Source organism: Marinomonas sp. SBI8L (assembly GCF_001624705.1).
In the GTDB taxonomy this organism is placed as follows: Bacteria; Pseudomonadota; Gammaproteobacteria; order Pseudomonadales; family Marinomonadaceae; genus Marinomonas.
This window is the reverse complement of the sequence record NZ_JSEO01000016.1, coordinates 92,628-106,416: the sequence shown is the minus strand read 5'-3', so window position 1 is coordinate 106,416 and position 13,789 is coordinate 92,628. Positions and strand designations below refer to the sequence as shown.

Annotated in this window: 20 protein-coding genes; 13 read left to right on the top strand and 7 right to left on the bottom strand. The window is 39.7% G+C overall.

Annotated elements, in window-relative coordinates; genetic code table 11:
* Positions 1-13: 13 nt before the first annotated feature.
* Positions 14-229, bottom strand: coding sequence for a VF530 family DNA-binding protein (locus OA91_RS20605; RefSeq protein ID WP_046019032.1), 216 nt, complete (start codon positions 227-229; stop codon positions 14-16).
* 500 nt (positions 230-729) lie between these two features.
* Between OA91_RS20605 and OA91_RS20600 the strand changes: the two genes are divergently transcribed.
* The 10 genes from OA91_RS20600 (at position 730) to OA91_RS20555 (ending at position 5,500) form a co-directional block, all read left to right on the top strand.
* Complete coding sequence (locus tag OA91_RS20600; RefSeq protein ID WP_063339590.1) at positions 730-2,151, top strand: sigma 54-interacting transcriptional regulator; 1,422 nt, start codon at positions 730-732, stop codon at positions 2,149-2,151.
* Positions 2,152-2,229: 78 nt separating this feature from the next.
* Positions 2,230-2,481, top strand: coding sequence for a RebB family R body protein (locus tag OA91_RS20595; protein ID WP_046019030.1), 252 nt, complete (start codon positions 2,230-2,232; stop codon positions 2,479-2,481).
* Between the two features lie 28 nt (positions 2,482-2,509).
* On the top strand, positions 2,510-2,776 hold the full coding sequence (locus OA91_RS20590; protein WP_046019029.1) for a RebB family R body protein: 267 nt from the start codon (positions 2,510-2,512) through the stop codon (positions 2,774-2,776).
* A 54-nt stretch (positions 2,777-2,830) separates the two neighbouring features.
* Positions 2,831-3,097, top strand: coding sequence for a RebB family R body protein (locus tag OA91_RS20585; RefSeq protein ID WP_009833203.1), 267 nt, complete (start codon positions 2,831-2,833; stop codon positions 3,095-3,097).
* Positions 3,098-3,139: 42 nt separating this feature from the next.
* On the top strand, positions 3,140-3,406 hold the full coding sequence (locus OA91_RS20580) for a RebB family R body protein (protein WP_046019028.1): 267 nt from the start codon (positions 3,140-3,142) through the stop codon (positions 3,404-3,406).
* A 29-nt stretch (positions 3,407-3,435) separates the two neighbouring features.
* Positions 3,436-3,702, top strand: coding sequence for a RebB family R body protein (locus OA91_RS20575; RefSeq protein WP_046019027.1), 267 nt, complete (start codon positions 3,436-3,438; stop codon positions 3,700-3,702).
* A gap of 68 nt (positions 3,703-3,770) precedes the next feature.
* Positions 3,771-4,052, top strand: coding sequence for a RebB family R body protein (locus OA91_RS20570; protein WP_046019026.1), 282 nt, complete (start codon positions 3,771-3,773; stop codon positions 4,050-4,052).
* 151 nt (positions 4,053-4,203) lie between these two features.
* Positions 4,204-4,470 (top strand): hypothetical protein, encoded by a 267-nt coding sequence (locus OA91_RS20565; protein ID WP_046019025.1) that lies wholly within the window; start codon positions 4,204-4,206, stop codon positions 4,468-4,470.
* A gap of 46 nt (positions 4,471-4,516) precedes the next feature.
* Positions 4,517-5,062, top strand: a complete 546-nt coding sequence (locus OA91_RS20560; RefSeq protein WP_063339591.1) for a RebB family R body protein — start codon at positions 4,517-4,519, stop codon at positions 5,060-5,062.
* Between the two features lie 99 nt (positions 5,063-5,161).
* A complete protein-coding gene (locus OA91_RS20555; RefSeq protein WP_063339592.1) occupies positions 5,162-5,500 on the top strand; it encodes a hypothetical protein in 339 nt (112 codons plus the stop codon).
* A gap of 74 nt (positions 5,501-5,574) precedes the next feature.
* Here the strand turns inward: OA91_RS20555 and OA91_RS20550 are convergent, their stop codons facing one another.
* The 6 genes from OA91_RS20550 to OA91_RS20525 form a co-directional block, all read right to left on the bottom strand.
* Positions 5,575-6,225 carry an acyltransferase gene (locus tag OA91_RS20550; RefSeq protein WP_063339593.1) on the bottom strand — a complete coding sequence of 217 codons (651 nt, stop codon included), beginning with the start codon at positions 6,223-6,225 and terminating at the stop codon, positions 5,575-5,577.
* Positions 6,182-6,481 carry a hypothetical protein gene (locus OA91_RS20545; RefSeq protein ID WP_063339594.1) on the bottom strand — a complete coding sequence of 100 codons (300 nt, stop codon included), beginning with the start codon at positions 6,479-6,481 and terminating at the stop codon, positions 6,182-6,184. The genes OA91_RS20550 and OA91_RS20545 overlap by 44 nt, the downstream gene beginning before the upstream one ends.
* Positions 6,482-6,709: 228 nt before the next feature.
* A complete protein-coding gene (locus OA91_RS20540) occupies positions 6,710-7,201 on the bottom strand; it encodes an acyltransferase (RefSeq protein ID WP_063339595.1) in 492 nt (163 codons plus the stop codon).
* A gap of 101 nt (positions 7,202-7,302) precedes the next feature.
* A complete protein-coding gene (locus OA91_RS20535; RefSeq protein ID WP_063339596.1) occupies positions 7,303-7,902 on the bottom strand; it encodes a tail fiber protein in 600 nt (199 codons plus the stop codon).
* A 27-nt stretch (positions 7,903-7,929) separates the two neighbouring features.
* Complete coding sequence (locus OA91_RS20530) at positions 7,930-10,755, bottom strand: hypothetical protein (protein ID WP_063339597.1); 2,826 nt, start codon at positions 10,753-10,755, stop codon at positions 7,930-7,932.
* A gap of 167 nt (positions 10,756-10,922) precedes the next feature.
* Positions 10,923-11,783: a lamin tail domain-containing protein gene (locus tag OA91_RS20525; RefSeq protein ID WP_063339598.1), complete on the bottom strand. Its 861-nt coding sequence runs from the start codon at positions 11,781-11,783 to the stop codon at positions 10,923-10,925.
* A 421-nt stretch (positions 11,784-12,204) separates the two neighbouring features.
* Here OA91_RS20525 and OA91_RS20520 point away from each other — a divergent pair, with 421 nt between their 5' ends.
* The 3 genes from OA91_RS20520 to OA91_RS20510 all read left to right on the top strand — a co-directional run bounded on the left by OA91_RS20520 (position 12,205) and on the right by OA91_RS20510 (position 13,679).
* Positions 12,205-12,711, top strand: coding sequence for a DUF2589 domain-containing protein (locus tag OA91_RS20520; RefSeq protein WP_063339599.1), 507 nt, complete (start codon positions 12,205-12,207; stop codon positions 12,709-12,711).
* A 36-nt stretch (positions 12,712-12,747) separates the two neighbouring features.
* On the top strand, positions 12,748-13,380 hold the full coding sequence (locus OA91_RS20515; protein WP_063339600.1) for a DUF2589 domain-containing protein: 633 nt from the start codon (positions 12,748-12,750) through the stop codon (positions 13,378-13,380).
* Between the two features lie 83 nt (positions 13,381-13,463).
* Entirely contained in the window at positions 13,464-13,679 is a 216-nt protein-coding gene (locus OA91_RS20510) for a hypothetical protein (protein ID WP_063339601.1), read from the top strand.
* Positions 13,680-13,789: the final 110 nt, after the last annotated feature.

The following is a 13,789-nucleotide window of genomic DNA, read 5'->3' as shown; positions in this document are numbered from 1 at the left end:
GTCTATGGCTAAGCTATTGGCCAACTATTATTTCAAGGTATAGCGCTTCAACTTTTTCTCTTGCCCAAGGCGTGCGTCTTAAAAACTTCAAACTTGATTTCACACTTGGATCCACTCTAAAACAATTAATAGGAATCCGAATCCCCATTTCGCGCCAGCCAATACTCTCTTCTAACGCAATAATCATCTGCTCTAATTTAATTCCATGAAGGGGATTATTTTGCTGCATTTTCAAACTCTTTTAAAAAAAGCCAATCATACGCACTTTCCAACCTGAATACCCTATCTATTCACCCTATGTTTACTTTCTTTTGCTTACTCTTAGACAAATCGTATACCTAGAGTACCGGCGAATAAGCCCCTCACCTCAGCATGCGGACTTAATCGCAAATTCCCTAGACTTATTTAATGATCTCCAGCAAACCATCCCACTTAAAATCAGAGTTTTACTTTATTTTTCCAAAATATATAGAAAATAACTTTGCTTTTCCTCCTTATAGGATAATGTGAGTCAGGCTCACTTTTATAAGATCTACCAATAAAAACTATATAAACCAAATATAACAAAAATCGATTTCAACCAGTTTTTCACTGATTCCGCCAATTTAACCGCAGCGCATATTTATACGCTGTATTAAAAATACATACCGGATAGATTTTAGCGAATTATTTTAAAACATTGATTAATTTTTTATTGATATCCGGAACTGATATCAAATGGAGTATGAGATGGACCGATTAAATATCCAAGAGTTAATAGGAAAAAATGAAAGACAAATTTTAGAGTCAATAATATATAAGAAACTTGGTGAGTCAGAGCTTAAAAAAGCAACTGTACATTTTAGCCAGGATAACTGCAATATAAATGAAAATTTTGAAAATAAACATTCTTTTTATTACAACAAAAAACCAATTGGCTATATTGACTTTCATGAAACTTATTTAGAAAGCTCAAGGCTAAATGAGGTTTTTGAAAAAGTTGATTTGCTTGTAAGCCGACACATTACTAACCAAGTTTCTCGCTTTCATCTGGGTAAAGGACAAGCGCTAATTGGCTCTAGCGATCATATTTTAGATATCGAAAACTTCATCAAACATGCTTCAAAATCTAAGCATCCAGTCATTGTTGAAGGCTATTCTGGCTGTGAAAAGCAAGCCGTCGCTAGTGCAATTCATTACAGTAGTGAAAGGCGTGAAAATGGCTTTTATGAGTTAAATTGCAGTTCTCTTAACCCTGAAAATTTTGAAGCTCAATTACTTAAATTATTAGGTAAGTTAAGCGGTGGTACGCTTTTCATCAGTGAAATTGAAAGGTTACCACTTGCACAGCAAGGGCAATTAATTCAATTACTTAGTGCAAAAAGTCAGATAGACCACACAGCTAAAAGCCTTAACAAGACTGACATAAGGTATATTATTTCTAGTAGTCAAAATTTGGCTAACGAAGTAAAAAAAGATAGATTTTTAGAAAGTTTATTAAGGGAGTTTAACTACTTAAAAATCAAGATGCCTTCTCTGAAAGATAGACGAAATGACATCCCCTATATCCTGAACTTTCTTCTTGCTGAAAACAGTGATGGTAATAAGCATTTTACAGATCAAGCCATCTCTATTTTGAAAAATCATCACTGGCCAGAAAATTATTCTGAGTTAGAAAGAATTGGCATACGTTTAATTGTACTCAGTAAAGGTCACCATATAAGGCCTGAAGACATTAAAAACCTGGCACCGGAAGTTTTTAGTGAAGACATTGAGACAATTAACCATAAAATTCTAATTGAGAATTTATTTAATTCAGATTTCAGTCAAATTAAGAACCTTCATCAAGGTCTGTCGAAGTCTTTGATTTATTTATCAGAAAACTATCATAAAGAGATCACTCTACAGCATCTTTCTGATTTTTCTTTCGTCAGCCCATCTCATCTATCTTATTTATTTCGTTCAAACCTAGGAAAGACTTTCAAACAGATTTTAGCCGAACTAAGAATTGAAAAAATCAAAAAGTCTTTTGCTGAAAACCCTAATAAAAAAATCACTACAAGCTCTTTGGAAGTTGGGTTTGGAGATCTAAGTCATTTCGAAAAAATATTTAAAAAATACACAAAGATGACGCCTAGGGAATATAAAAATAAATTAAAAGAGAGTTTATAACGAATATTTAGTTCGTTTACCCAAGTCTCATTTAGTTATTAAAAATATCATAGCCTTATTAAATAAAAGGACGTCACCATGAGCCAAGATGCCATTGAAGATGCAGTTGCACAGACCACCCTACTCACCATAGGGCTGACCTCATCAAATGCAGCTGCAAACTTAATCACAGCAACAAGCCAGTCCCTTGCGATTGCAGCACACAATGCTGTTGCCAACCAACAGCAGGGCAATATTACGCGACAAGCGTCTGGTACCCAGGGTCGTACTGGTATGTACACGACAAGCACAGCCGTAAATGGTGCCGTTGTAGATAATCTAACCGACTAGATAAGTCGTCATTTCAAGGAGCAAACAAATGCCGAATCAAGTAAATGAAAACATTACAGACTCAGTTACTCAGGTAAATACCAATACCCTTGGTATGACACCTGCCACATCCATGGGCAATCTAATGCTTTCCACTAGTCAGTCTCTTGCGGTTGCCGCAATGAATCTGACAACAGGTCAGCAACAAGCGAACGTTATGTGGCAAGCCGCAACAGTTCAGGGCATCAACGCCCTTATGAATACTGGTAACGCAGTTACCGGCACAGTATCCGGTCAAATTATTGACCGTGGGTAAGCAAGACAGTCTATTCATTTCGTTTAGACACATCATTTAAAAAAGGAAATTACTATGCCAGATACAGTAAATGGAGCAATCACAGACTCAGTCACTCAGGTAAATACCAAGGTATTGGGTGATACGCCAGCAACCGCTATGGGCAATCTGATGATGCCAACAAGCCAAGCCTTGGCTGCGTCAGCGCAGAACTTAACTGCAGGACAGCAACAAGCCAATGTGATGTACCAAGCTGCAACAGTACAAGGTATCAACGCCTTGATGAACACAGGTAACGCTGTAACAGGTGCTGTTACAGGCAACATCATCGACAAAGGTTAATTTTAACTATTTGTAAATCACTGATAAATAAGGAAATAAGTTATGCCTAGATATGTAAATGAAGCCATCACAGATTCTGTCACTCAAGTTAACACCAAGGTGTTAGGTGACACACCTGCAACTGCTATGGGCAACCTTATGCTAGCGACAAGCCAAGCATTGGGCGTTTCTGCGCAGAACCTAACAACAGGTCAACAGCAAGCTAATGTGATGTGGCAAGCAGCAACTGTTCAGGGCATAAATGCTCTGATGAACACTGGTAATGCAGTGACAGGGACAGTATCAGGTCAAATTATTGACCGCGGTTAATTCGCATTTTTTAAATTAAGGAGCATTCCATGCCAAATTCAGTAGATGGATCAATTACAGATTCAGTCACCCAGGTAAACACCAAAGTATTAGGTGATACCCCAGCAACCGCTATGGGTAACCTAATGATGCCAACTAGCCAAGCATTAGCCGCTGGTGCTCAAAACCTAGTGTCAGGCCAACAGCAAGCCAATGTTATGTACCAGGCAGCCACTGTTCAAGGCATTAACGCCCTAATGAACACTGGCAATGCTGTAACAGGCACAGTGACAGGCAACATTATTGACCGAGGTTAAGCTTGGTCTCGCGAATACCCTAATCAGGGTATTCGCTTTATTTTCAATCAGTTTTTAAGGATAAAACCATGCCAAATTATGTGAACGAAGCCATTACAGATTCAGTTACTCAAGTAAATACTAAGGTACTTGGTGACACCCCTGCGACAGCGATGGGCAACCTAATGCTAGCAACTAGCCAAGCACTTGCAGCTGGTGCACAAAACCTAACGACAGGGCAACAACAAGCAAATGTTATGTGGCAAGCGGCGACTGTTCAAGGCATTAACGCCTTGATGAATACAGGTAATGCCGTCACAGGTACTGTATCTGGCCAAATCATAGATAAAGGTGCTGCGCCGCGTCGCTAGACTGGCACAATAAATACACGCTGGGTTTAGCACAGCAGCTTACTTAGCGTGTATTTATCTAGCTTTGACTAGGTTGAGCTCAAACAAACAGCCAACAAAAAATTAAATTAATAAACCGCTATTTCTTACTATTAATGACAAGGAAAACACCATGTCTAATGAAGCAACTCAAGATAAAACCCAGTCTATTGCAAGTAAATCGCTCGCTCAATCAGGTGCTTTAGCGGTACAAGATGCGGCGAATACAATGCGAGATATGAATACCTTGTTATCCACTGCCGCCGGGGTTGCACTCGCAAACTTTATTGAGTCAGGTGACCCCAAATATCTAGAAGCACTGGATAAATTAAACTCTCAAGCAAAAGACTCTAAGAGTAATTTTATCGACCTTTACTCCAGTGTCACTGAGTCGAAATAACAGACAACTCATACGGATAATATTGTTTAGATAACAGGACTTCATCATGGATTTGTTACACACAAAAGAGGCTAAAGATCAGGCCGAACCAATTACAAATGTCAGCCCAGCGAGCGAAGAATACTCAGTTGCCATGGTTGATACCATCTTTGCAGATACTCTGTCTCGGGGTATGCAAAATGCCATTACATCACAACAGAATGCACAAATGGCATCATCAACCTCTATCACGAATGCTTGTGCAAGAATATTACAGGCAAGAGCTAGCACGCCAATAAGTGCTCCGATCCCTGAATCAACGACGGTGTCAAAAAAAGCGGCTGAATCTGCACAAGCAGTACATGAAAAGCTAACAGCCGTGGATAACACAAACCTCTTTACAGCTAATCCAGCGCAAGAGTCACCCCCACCCGCTCAAGCAAAGAGTGAAGCTGCGAACTTCAATGGAATCTCAAATCAAGTTGAGCCAAAAAACATAAAAGAGGCTTTACCTAAGTTCAATAAAAAAGCGCTAGTTTTATCTCTTGGTCTTTTAGTTGCAGGGGTAATTGCTTCTGGTTTGTATTTAGCACTGCACCCTAATATCACGTAATTTACAAAGATATGTAGAGCCCGTGACAAAAATAATATGCCGTAAATAACGTTGAAATTTAATACCCAATATTAATCTGACATCCTTCAGGAGAGAAGTATGAGTGAATCAAACGCAAGCCCAGCTCCAGCACAAAGCCAAACCACCCCATCTCAAGATGAAAGTGATCGTTACGCAGCTAAAGACACAGATAAAGACACAGGACGTTATGCTGAATCAGCTACCGATAACCAAGCAGATGCTAACTCAGATATGCCAGAGTTAGCAGCAGATCTTAGTGCCATGGTTGAAAATATTAATGCCGACTTAAGTAGCTTATACCAGGAAATTAACCAACATATTAACGAACAGTTAGATCAGGTTAAGGAATCACGCCAAGATATACAGGCCTTGATGGAAAACCTGAGTCAACAGTTAAAAAACACCCAAAAGAAATAATATGACCCCTTGTATATATGACTCTGTCTAGCTCACGTTCATCTTATACAAGGGTCTGTCACCTTCCTTCAAGATCAACCTATAGTCAGTGAGTGTACAAGCTCTGGAATCACTTCATCTGGTTTTCTAAATTGGTTAATCTTGCCCAGCAATGTATTTTTTATCGTGTCATCTGACACACTTTTAGGCACTGAAACAACATAAGAAAGCCCTGTATTATTTGGCCCTTCAACAATGTTACTAATCCATGGAAATAATGCCGGCCCCATGGTGGCAAAGTAAAATGGTCTCTCAACACCAAAATCTATGTCATAGACTCCAAAGTTAGCCCAACTTGTTAATAATAAAGAGTTCCCATATGGGTTAAGCCAATCAGGAATAAACTGAACTATTTTATCCCGCCCTCCATGCTTTTCGATATACTCTAAGCTAGCATAATAATCTAAATGTTCGTTTTCAAAATGCTCAACCTTATGACGAATACCTTGAGCTAGTTTTACTGCTGAGTCACCAGGAATGTGGCTTATTTTGACAGTCGAAACCATGTTGCCCATTAAACTTTTATCTAATCCGGCTCGACTGCGAAAATTAATCGCCATATCCATTTCTCTTGGATATAACTGGCCTTTATGTTCAAGAGTATCTGTGAATACAGATAAGATATGAGCAGACAATGCATCATTAACAGATAAAAAAACGATCTGATCTTTGTCGATAGTTTTCATGCATAGTTTTGAGTTCATCCTCACTAAAATAAAACTGAACCCACCTTTGAGCCTTCCTTTTGCATTGCATGTAGTAAATTAGCTTTATGGCTTCTACGATTCCAATTTTACGCACTGCCGCTTCATCTTGGTTGTTATTTATTGGTAAGTGCTGAGCCAGGTACTGATGTCTATCAGGTACAATCAGAGGCGTTACAAAATGACGCCCAGCAAATTGATCCGACCAAGCACGCATAAAGCTCATAAAAGTCTGCATATCGCCAATCGCATGATGCCAAGTTAAAGCTAGGGAACCTGCGAATAAGTCCTCCCGCCTCAGCGTGTGGATAAAAGCCGCTAGATTTATGGCGAGGAGCGCAACTTAATAGTTATTCTATTGATAAGGTTCTCAACATAAAGATAGGGCTTTTAGACCACGCCCTTCGGGTCTTTCAGAAAAAGTAACACCCTGTGTTGTCACTTCTCGAAAGGTACCTACATTACGTCAAAGTAACGCCTTGTGTGATACGTTTTCTGAAAAGACTGAGAAGAGGTGACTTAATCGCAGGCTCCCTAGGCACATACCACCAGCTTCAAAATAATTTACCTTGATGGTTAACACTGCTTCTTGCTTTTTAATCACTGTTTTAGGGTTAATTAGATCAAATAGTATTTTATTATTTTGACTATCAAATTGATTAGCTAATAGCTGAGTCATTTCAAAGTCATGGGTTTGGGTAGAAAAGCTAACCCCTTGGTTACGACAATTAATACAAAAGTCACCATCAAGATAACTTAGCCTACCAGCAAAGATATCAAACGACTCAAGAGCGGCCTCTAACGCGAATTTGAGCTCTTCTGTTTTTAGATTTTTCTTATAATAAAAAGCGACCGAAACAGGCACTTCACGTAATACTTCATCAAAAACATTACAGTGAATCACCCTAGGTGTATGCTGGTGGGCCTTCACCAAGCGAATAGAATGTGTGTTTTGCATTAGAAGCCTCTCCTATTTACTAAATTGACAAACCAATTGCCGTTCATATCTTGTAAACAAGAGAGTAACTGGACTTTCTTATGGGACGCTTAAATCGCTTGTTAGAGCTTGGTTTTAATTAACCAATAGACAAAGGTATTAACTGGACGGGTTTCATATTGACTAACTGAGCATTTTTTAGGCTCTGAAGTATCTGCGGGTATCAAGGGTGTTTGCGTCGTCGAGACACCAGGTTCAGCAATTACAGGTACAACTTCTTTTGGCTTCTGGTAACCATGGACATGTGTTTCAAGAGCAAAACCTTGGGTTGAACCAACACCATTTTTCTCACCATTTCTCGCCCCTACTCTGTTATCTAGACTCCCTTTATGACGTTCGCCCTCATCCACACCTCGTAAAAACTCTCCCCTTAAATCCGGTAGATTAAATCTTTGTCCACTACCACCATAACGATAACCTAGCGCAGAAAATAGTTCAGGGTACTGAGCAATCTCTAAGCTTGATCCATCACACTTAAGCCAGTTAAACATAGGTAAATTCGTTTCATGAGGCCTATCACCTGAAGTACGTATTTCCCCAGCAAAAGCGATTACAGAGCCAACCGGCATAGCATCTCCCATAATAGCAGGTGGCACTAATTCAGGCAGTTCAGGATGTTGAGCGCTGGGGGCGTGTTGTGAGTACTCGTGTTTCTTCTCCATGCTAACTTACTCCTTTAGCTTTCATGCCTAACGATTGTTATCTAAATGGCTCGCAATATTATCTAAGCTTGTATCTTCGTCTATCACAGACATCACAGTCGGTAAGCACACCTGCCAATCTTTCACTCGCTTCTCTCCCTCTAAATGATTACGTAACCCTTTATAATCATTAATCAAGGCTAAAGCGCCCTGGTTAATCGGTACTAAACTCTCTTGGCCATGCCAAATTCGCCCAGTTTCATAGAAGTACATAAAACGTTTTTCAAAACCTGGTTTCACAGGAATAAGAAGCTTGGCTTCTTGTGCTTTGATAAAACGATATAAATAGAGCTCTGAATCTAACTCAGCTAAAACAGGTAAACTTTGTGTTTCTAGCGCCTTTTCATGAGAAATATCACTCTGAGCCTTCTCTTTTAAAGAAGATGCCACACTTGTAGTAGAAGATATCTGTGATGCAGAAACGGAAGAATCTGCCGTAGAAATGTCGCGCTTAGAAGTATTTACGTCACTGGTTTCGTTTGTTTCAGAATCAGGAGTATTGCATGCTTGATAGTTTATCAACTTACAATAAAGTTGATCCCATTCTAAGATGTAATCAAAGTATTGCTGATAAGCAAACAAGTCCTTGGGTTCACCTGCAACCCCTTGTACAAAGACCATACTGTGATCAAATAAAGTTTTAATACTCATCTTAATCAGCTCACGGTTAATCAAACTCAGAGTGACTTTATTATCCTCTTCTTTTAGCTTGCCTTTTAACGTCTCTAAAGACACTTTATATTCAGCGCATTGCAACCGATACGCTTGCTGGCATGCCTCATAAACTTTAAGTTGCCATTGATTTAAGCGCTCTTGTGTTAAGGCCAGCTCCAAGTTCATGCTAATGACTTGTGTATGGGCACTGATACTAACGGCTTGTTTACCACTACAATTTTGCTTTGCACCTGTATTTGGACAAACGCCTGTTTCAAGATTTGCTAAGAATGAAACCTCGATCGCTTCTTCAATCTCTCCTTCTAATACAATTGTTTGATTAGTCTGTCCGTTTGATAAATGCATTGGATAAACCTTACCCAATAACAGAATAGTTAGCCCTGTTACAGAATCTGCCACCAAAGCACTCACTGTTAGCTTCTTAGCAGAATACCCCTTAGGGATAGTGAATATTTGTGAAGAGGATGCTAACTGGGAGCGAATACTCTTATTAAGGGAAGGCTTTAACCTTGGGGCAGGTTCAATACAGTCTAAGTTATATGCTTGATAAAGATTTAAATAATAAGCTGAGGATAAATCCGCATAGTTCTCGCCCTTATCATCAAGACTGGTATCAAGGTTATTATTAACATTATGAGACGTATTATTCGCGCTTTCTTGAGGATGTGTCTGCACATTCGAAGTATCAGGAAGTTCAATCAAGATATCTGAATATTGATTAACCCCATGCTCACTTAAACTCATTGGTTTAGCCTGATCTAACTGAACTAGTTTTTTCAATTCTCGCTGTAGCTCATCACCACCAAGGTCTAAGTTTATCTCTATCATCAAACGTTTTTGAGATTCTAAAGCCTGTACCCGATAACGCTTATTTAGCCAGTAGTAAAAACCATTAAGGGGTCGATCTTTGTCATTATGAAAACGCTGACTTTCCTTATTAACTTGCTCATAACTAAGTTGTACCTGTTTTACTTGGCTAACATGACGAGACACTCTCTGTTCAGTTTTAGCCAATACATCTTTAATAAAGTCCGCCGACGCTTGGTTATCGCCCCCTCTAGGTTTTTCATCAATCGTCCAACTTCCTGATGTGCTGGCGTTCGCTGATGTGGCGATATATTGGGTGGCATACTTATCTAGCGTATTAGTCACCTGCTTGTCAGCAAGCGTATGTTGTACATGGGCTAATAAATCTTGCTCTTTATGGGACGCCAGTGTTTTATCTAAAGCTTGCTTCTCTTGCAACATACTCAACTGAGAGTCAGACTTAAACGTAAAATCCAATTGGCTCTCTCGTGATTCACCGGATAAAACAGATTCTACTTTTTGCAACTCTCCTAGTTCGTAGCCAATTAACTTGTACTCTATTCTGTGTAACGTCCCTATGGCATAAGGTCTTACGCCCGATGCAGGCAGGCTTGAAGATATGGACGTGTCAGCTTTGACTTTTACTGTACTTTTCTCCTCATCTGTTATTCCAGAACAAGGTAAAGGGAAGACACTAAGAGGCAGTAAAAGATCAGCATTCAACCAAAGTTCAGTATTAAATTCTGACCAAGTCTGATTATTCTTAATCAAGCCCAAGGCTTTATCTATGAAGTTTAATCTTTTTAAGATACGAATTAACTGATCAAGCCAGTTGATTTCATAGTCCAGAATAATAATGAGAGAAAAACAACTTAGCCAAATACGAGTAAGGCTTTCTTGAAAGTCAGGAGAGGCAAGAAACTCAACTAAGTTATCCGAAGAGGAAAAGTGTCGATCAATTACACTAATTAGATCCTCACGACTTTGTAATCGAGAAAAGTCTTCATCTAATAATTTAATTAAAGGCAAAGATAATTGCTGAGGGTATCGAATAAAGTCTGCGCTATTAATGTAACTCACAGCAGAGGCTTGAGCCTGAGCCCTATCCCCAGCAGTTTTCGCTTTTTCCCATTGCTGGAATGTAGCATTTTCATTAAGGCTATCAGGGCAGGTATAAAAGCTATTATCCAATTCTAACTGAGTAATTTTAGGGCCATTCTCTAACTCTAGATAAGGAAAAAGTAGCTGATAGTAATTTGATCTTTCTTTCACGCTCAGATCGATTGAAGATGAATTAATCGGCATATTGTTAATTGATGATGCATTAGACATAAGGTGAACCTTCTAAGAATGAGTCCATTTACCTTATTGCCATACAAGATTAACTACTTGGCGCAAATTCTGACTTTTTGCCCCAAATCAAGCAGAGTGAGTTTGGGGCCTTGCCTCTTATGGCGCTATTTATTTTAGTGCTATTTATTTCACGCTAATTGTTAGTGCTATTTACCATAGTGATAGTCACTGACTGTTCGTTGCCCCAACCCATTTAAATAAGCATGCCCTGCATGGTTGTTCCAAATAGCTCGCTTGCTATCCCATGAATAGCCGCCTGTTCTAGCATCGAGTTTATTGGTATACACACGTATGCTGCCAAAAGGTGCAATATGACTACCTTCTGAAAAGACAAAATCATCTGCATGCCCACCCCCTAAAACCCAACTTGAGATATCCACCCAAGCAGGGCTCAAATTAGTGATCTCAACATACTCGTCACCTTCTGAATATCTATCATTGCCATCAAAAGCAATATGAGAAATATAGACATCTTTCTCAGCTTCACGGCCATACCACCACTGGCTAATCAAGGTCGCATCTTGATCGTATAATTTGGCTTTATCCCCTCGATTATTCCAAATGGCTTGGTGACTTTTAAATGAAAACGCCCCCTTATCAAACGTATAAACTCGAATACTCTGACCACTTGCTATCATAGTTTTTTCTTTAAAGGTCATAGTTTGATTAGGGCCAGCTTCAATGGACCAACCACCTAGATCGAGAATAGCTGGGCCTTGGTTGGTTATTTCAATATATTCATCTTCCTCAGGATGGCTACCATTTGAACTTGTTCCCTTAAAATTTAGCCCAGTTATCATCATTTGTTGATTCGCATATAGACGATAATTAGCCTGCCACCATGCAGTAAACGCACTGGGGTTTATCCCGTCGGCATTATCCTTCAATAACTGTTCAGCAAGCTTCAAGCTCACTTCAGAAAAGGCGGATAAAGCGCGATCCTGCTCTAGGCTGAATTGATGTTTATAGATGCTTTGTTTTAGTTTATTGATCGTATTTGATTCCATAACTCGCTTCCCTCTTTTATCTATATTTAATAGCGCTATATTTCACAGCGTTTCCCCATTAAACATCTCACTCAAGTCCAAGACTTACTCGTCCAAACGCATTATTTTTGCAGGCTATTCTTACAAATTTAAGGCAGTTTTTGGTCACATCCCCATCTCTCTTGATATTCACTCCCCCGAATCTACTGCGTCATAAATAAGGAGAAGAAAGCGGTTAAAAGACCCTTGTTTTGACAGGTTTTGTCATTTTTCTTGCCGCGTTATCTCAGCGTCTTCTGGTTAATCTTTCGGTACAAATCAAAAACCTAAAAGACACTGCGAATAAGCTATCTCACTTCAAGGTGAGGATAAAAGCATCACCTAATATGACTGAGAACAGGTGATTTATTCGTGGGCCCTATAACCAAAAAAAGAGTTTGCCATGATTAAATTTAAAGCCTTAATGAACGCTATCCACCAAAGTATTCACAGTGCAGCGCAAGCTGTCGAAGCAGAAGGTGTTAAGCACATAGAGACCTTCTTTGATGCAATAAAACACGAAGAGCTGGATATAGATGACCAAGGTGTTGCACCTGAATCATATGTCACCCATAGACCCAAGATGGTCGCCATGGCGTTTCCAAGTCGAACTGAAAAGGGAGTCGAAACCGTGATGGTGAATGTCCCTTTAATCACCCTTTCCCCTGTCAGTTCACCGAGAATTCAAGAAGTAAAATTTAAAGCAGAATTGGATGTCACAACCAACGAAGATAATGAGCTTATGGTGGCTTTTGCCAACTCTAATAAGCGTGGTTTGTTAACTAACTGCGACCATAAAAGCACTAATACTGCGATCGAAATTACCCTTAAAGGCAATGAGCCACCAGAGGGTCTCCAGCTTGTGATCGAAGGGTACGAAAAGGCCCTAAGATCGCAAATCCCAGGCTAATTCAGCCAACATAAATACTTATCCAAGGAGTTCTATATGCCAGGACCAGCTTTATTATCTATGGCGCAACAATTTAGTGGTTTGCCAATGAAGTCATTAATTGGCGGGCCTTTAAAAGCCGCAGCCGAAGCAAATGCTTTAATGGCTCACACCCAAACTGAGTTCTTATTAAACACCTGCTTTCAACCACCAGCACAAGACGGCACTCGCTCACCTATCATGATAGATATGATTATTGAGCGCGCTATCATTAACGCCGATGGCACGCCCCAAGAAAAACCCGCACAAACAAAAATGAACTTGCCGTTACTCACCATCTTGCCTCTTAACTCATTAGCGGTTGATGATGTTTCTGTTGATTTTGAAATGGAAGTAAAGAGCTCTTTTTCCAATGAAAAAGAAAACTCATCCAGTACTGAGGTGGGTGCAGAAGCAAAATTTAGCGCCTCAGCAGGTATCGGGCCTTTCTCTGTTGAAATTAGTGGTAGCGTGAAATCCACCAGCAAAACAGCCTCATCAGATAAGTCCCATTACGAGAAGTCTAATAGTGCTAAATACAATGTGCATGTTCATGCAGGACAACTGCCATTGCCACAAGGGGTAACCACTATCATTGATGCTTACTCTCAAGCTATCCAGCCTATTCAGATTGAAGCCGAGAAAAGTTAACTCTGATCATCAGGTTGAGGGTGCGATTTCATCGCACCCACTTAACAAACTCAGTGAATAAACATAATTAATAAGGACGTTTTATGCCCTACCAACAGCAAATCCCTTGCCCACATTGCCAGTCCGTCATTCTCTTCGATGCCAAGCTTTTTGTCAGTGGTATGCGGTTTCGTTGCTCTAACCCAGATTGCAATACCAGCATTAGCATAAGTCCCACAAGCTTAAATCAAGCAAAAGACGTATTCGAAAACTATGAGTCACAAAAGCAAACAATTTTGCAAAAAAGTCACTCGAATTAGCCGATCAATAAATATCCTAACCGCCTACTCGAACAGTGCAAGCCACTGAATTTACAGTGGTTTCCCCCGAGATAGAAAAACTACTCTTAGCCAAACTATAAGCCTAATCC

Coding starts and splice junctions, on each gene's coding strand:
- OA91_RS20515 (WP_063339600.1), top strand. CDS start 12,748: ATGCCAGGACCAGCTTTATTATCTATGGCGCAACAATTTAGTGGTTTG.
- OA91_RS20575 (WP_046019027.1), top strand. CDS start 3,436: ATGCCAAATTCAGTAGATGGATCAATTACAGATTCAGTCACCCAGGTA.
- OA91_RS20605 (WP_046019032.1), bottom strand. CDS start 229: ATGCAGCAAAATAATCCCCTTCATGGAATTAAATTAGAGCAGATGATT.
- OA91_RS20525 (WP_063339598.1), bottom strand. CDS start 11,783: ATGGAATCAAATACGATCAATAAACTAAAACAAAGCATCTATAAACAT.
- OA91_RS20565 (WP_046019025.1), top strand. CDS start 4,204: ATGTCTAATGAAGCAACTCAAGATAAAACCCAGTCTATTGCAAGTAAA.
- OA91_RS20580 (WP_046019028.1), top strand. CDS start 3,140: ATGCCTAGATATGTAAATGAAGCCATCACAGATTCTGTCACTCAAGTT.
- OA91_RS20585 (WP_009833203.1), top strand. CDS start 2,831: ATGCCAGATACAGTAAATGGAGCAATCACAGACTCAGTCACTCAGGTA.
- OA91_RS20510 (WP_063339601.1), top strand. CDS start 13,464: ATGCCCTACCAACAGCAAATCCCTTGCCCACATTGCCAGTCCGTCATT.
- OA91_RS20535 (WP_063339596.1), bottom strand. CDS start 7,902: ATGGAGAAGAAACACGAGTACTCACAACACGCCCCCAGCGCTCAACAT.
- OA91_RS20570 (WP_046019026.1), top strand. CDS start 3,771: ATGCCAAATTATGTGAACGAAGCCATTACAGATTCAGTTACTCAAGTA.
- OA91_RS20520 (WP_063339599.1), top strand. CDS start 12,205: ATGATTAAATTTAAAGCCTTAATGAACGCTATCCACCAAAGTATTCAC.
- OA91_RS20530 (WP_063339597.1), bottom strand. CDS start 10,755: ATGTCTAATGCATCATCAATTAACAATATGCCGATTAATTCATCTTCA.
- OA91_RS20540 (WP_063339595.1), bottom strand. CDS start 7,201: ATGCAAAACACACATTCTATTCGCTTGGTGAAGGCCCACCAGCATACA.
- OA91_RS20600 (WP_063339590.1), top strand. CDS start 730: ATGGACCGATTAAATATCCAAGAGTTAATAGGAAAAAATGAAAGACAA.
- OA91_RS20550 (WP_063339593.1), bottom strand. CDS start 6,225: ATGAAAACTATCGACAAAGATCAGATCGTTTTTTTATCTGTTAATGAT.
- OA91_RS20545 (WP_063339594.1), bottom strand. CDS start 6,481: ATGCAGACTTTTATGAGCTTTATGCGTGCTTGGTCGGATCAATTTGCT.
- OA91_RS20560 (WP_063339591.1), top strand. CDS start 4,517: ATGGATTTGTTACACACAAAAGAGGCTAAAGATCAGGCCGAACCAATT.
- OA91_RS20555 (WP_063339592.1), top strand. CDS start 5,162: ATGAGTGAATCAAACGCAAGCCCAGCTCCAGCACAAAGCCAAACCACC.
- OA91_RS20595 (WP_046019030.1), top strand. CDS start 2,230: ATGAGCCAAGATGCCATTGAAGATGCAGTTGCACAGACCACCCTACTC.
- OA91_RS20590 (WP_046019029.1), top strand. CDS start 2,510: ATGCCGAATCAAGTAAATGAAAACATTACAGACTCAGTTACTCAGGTA.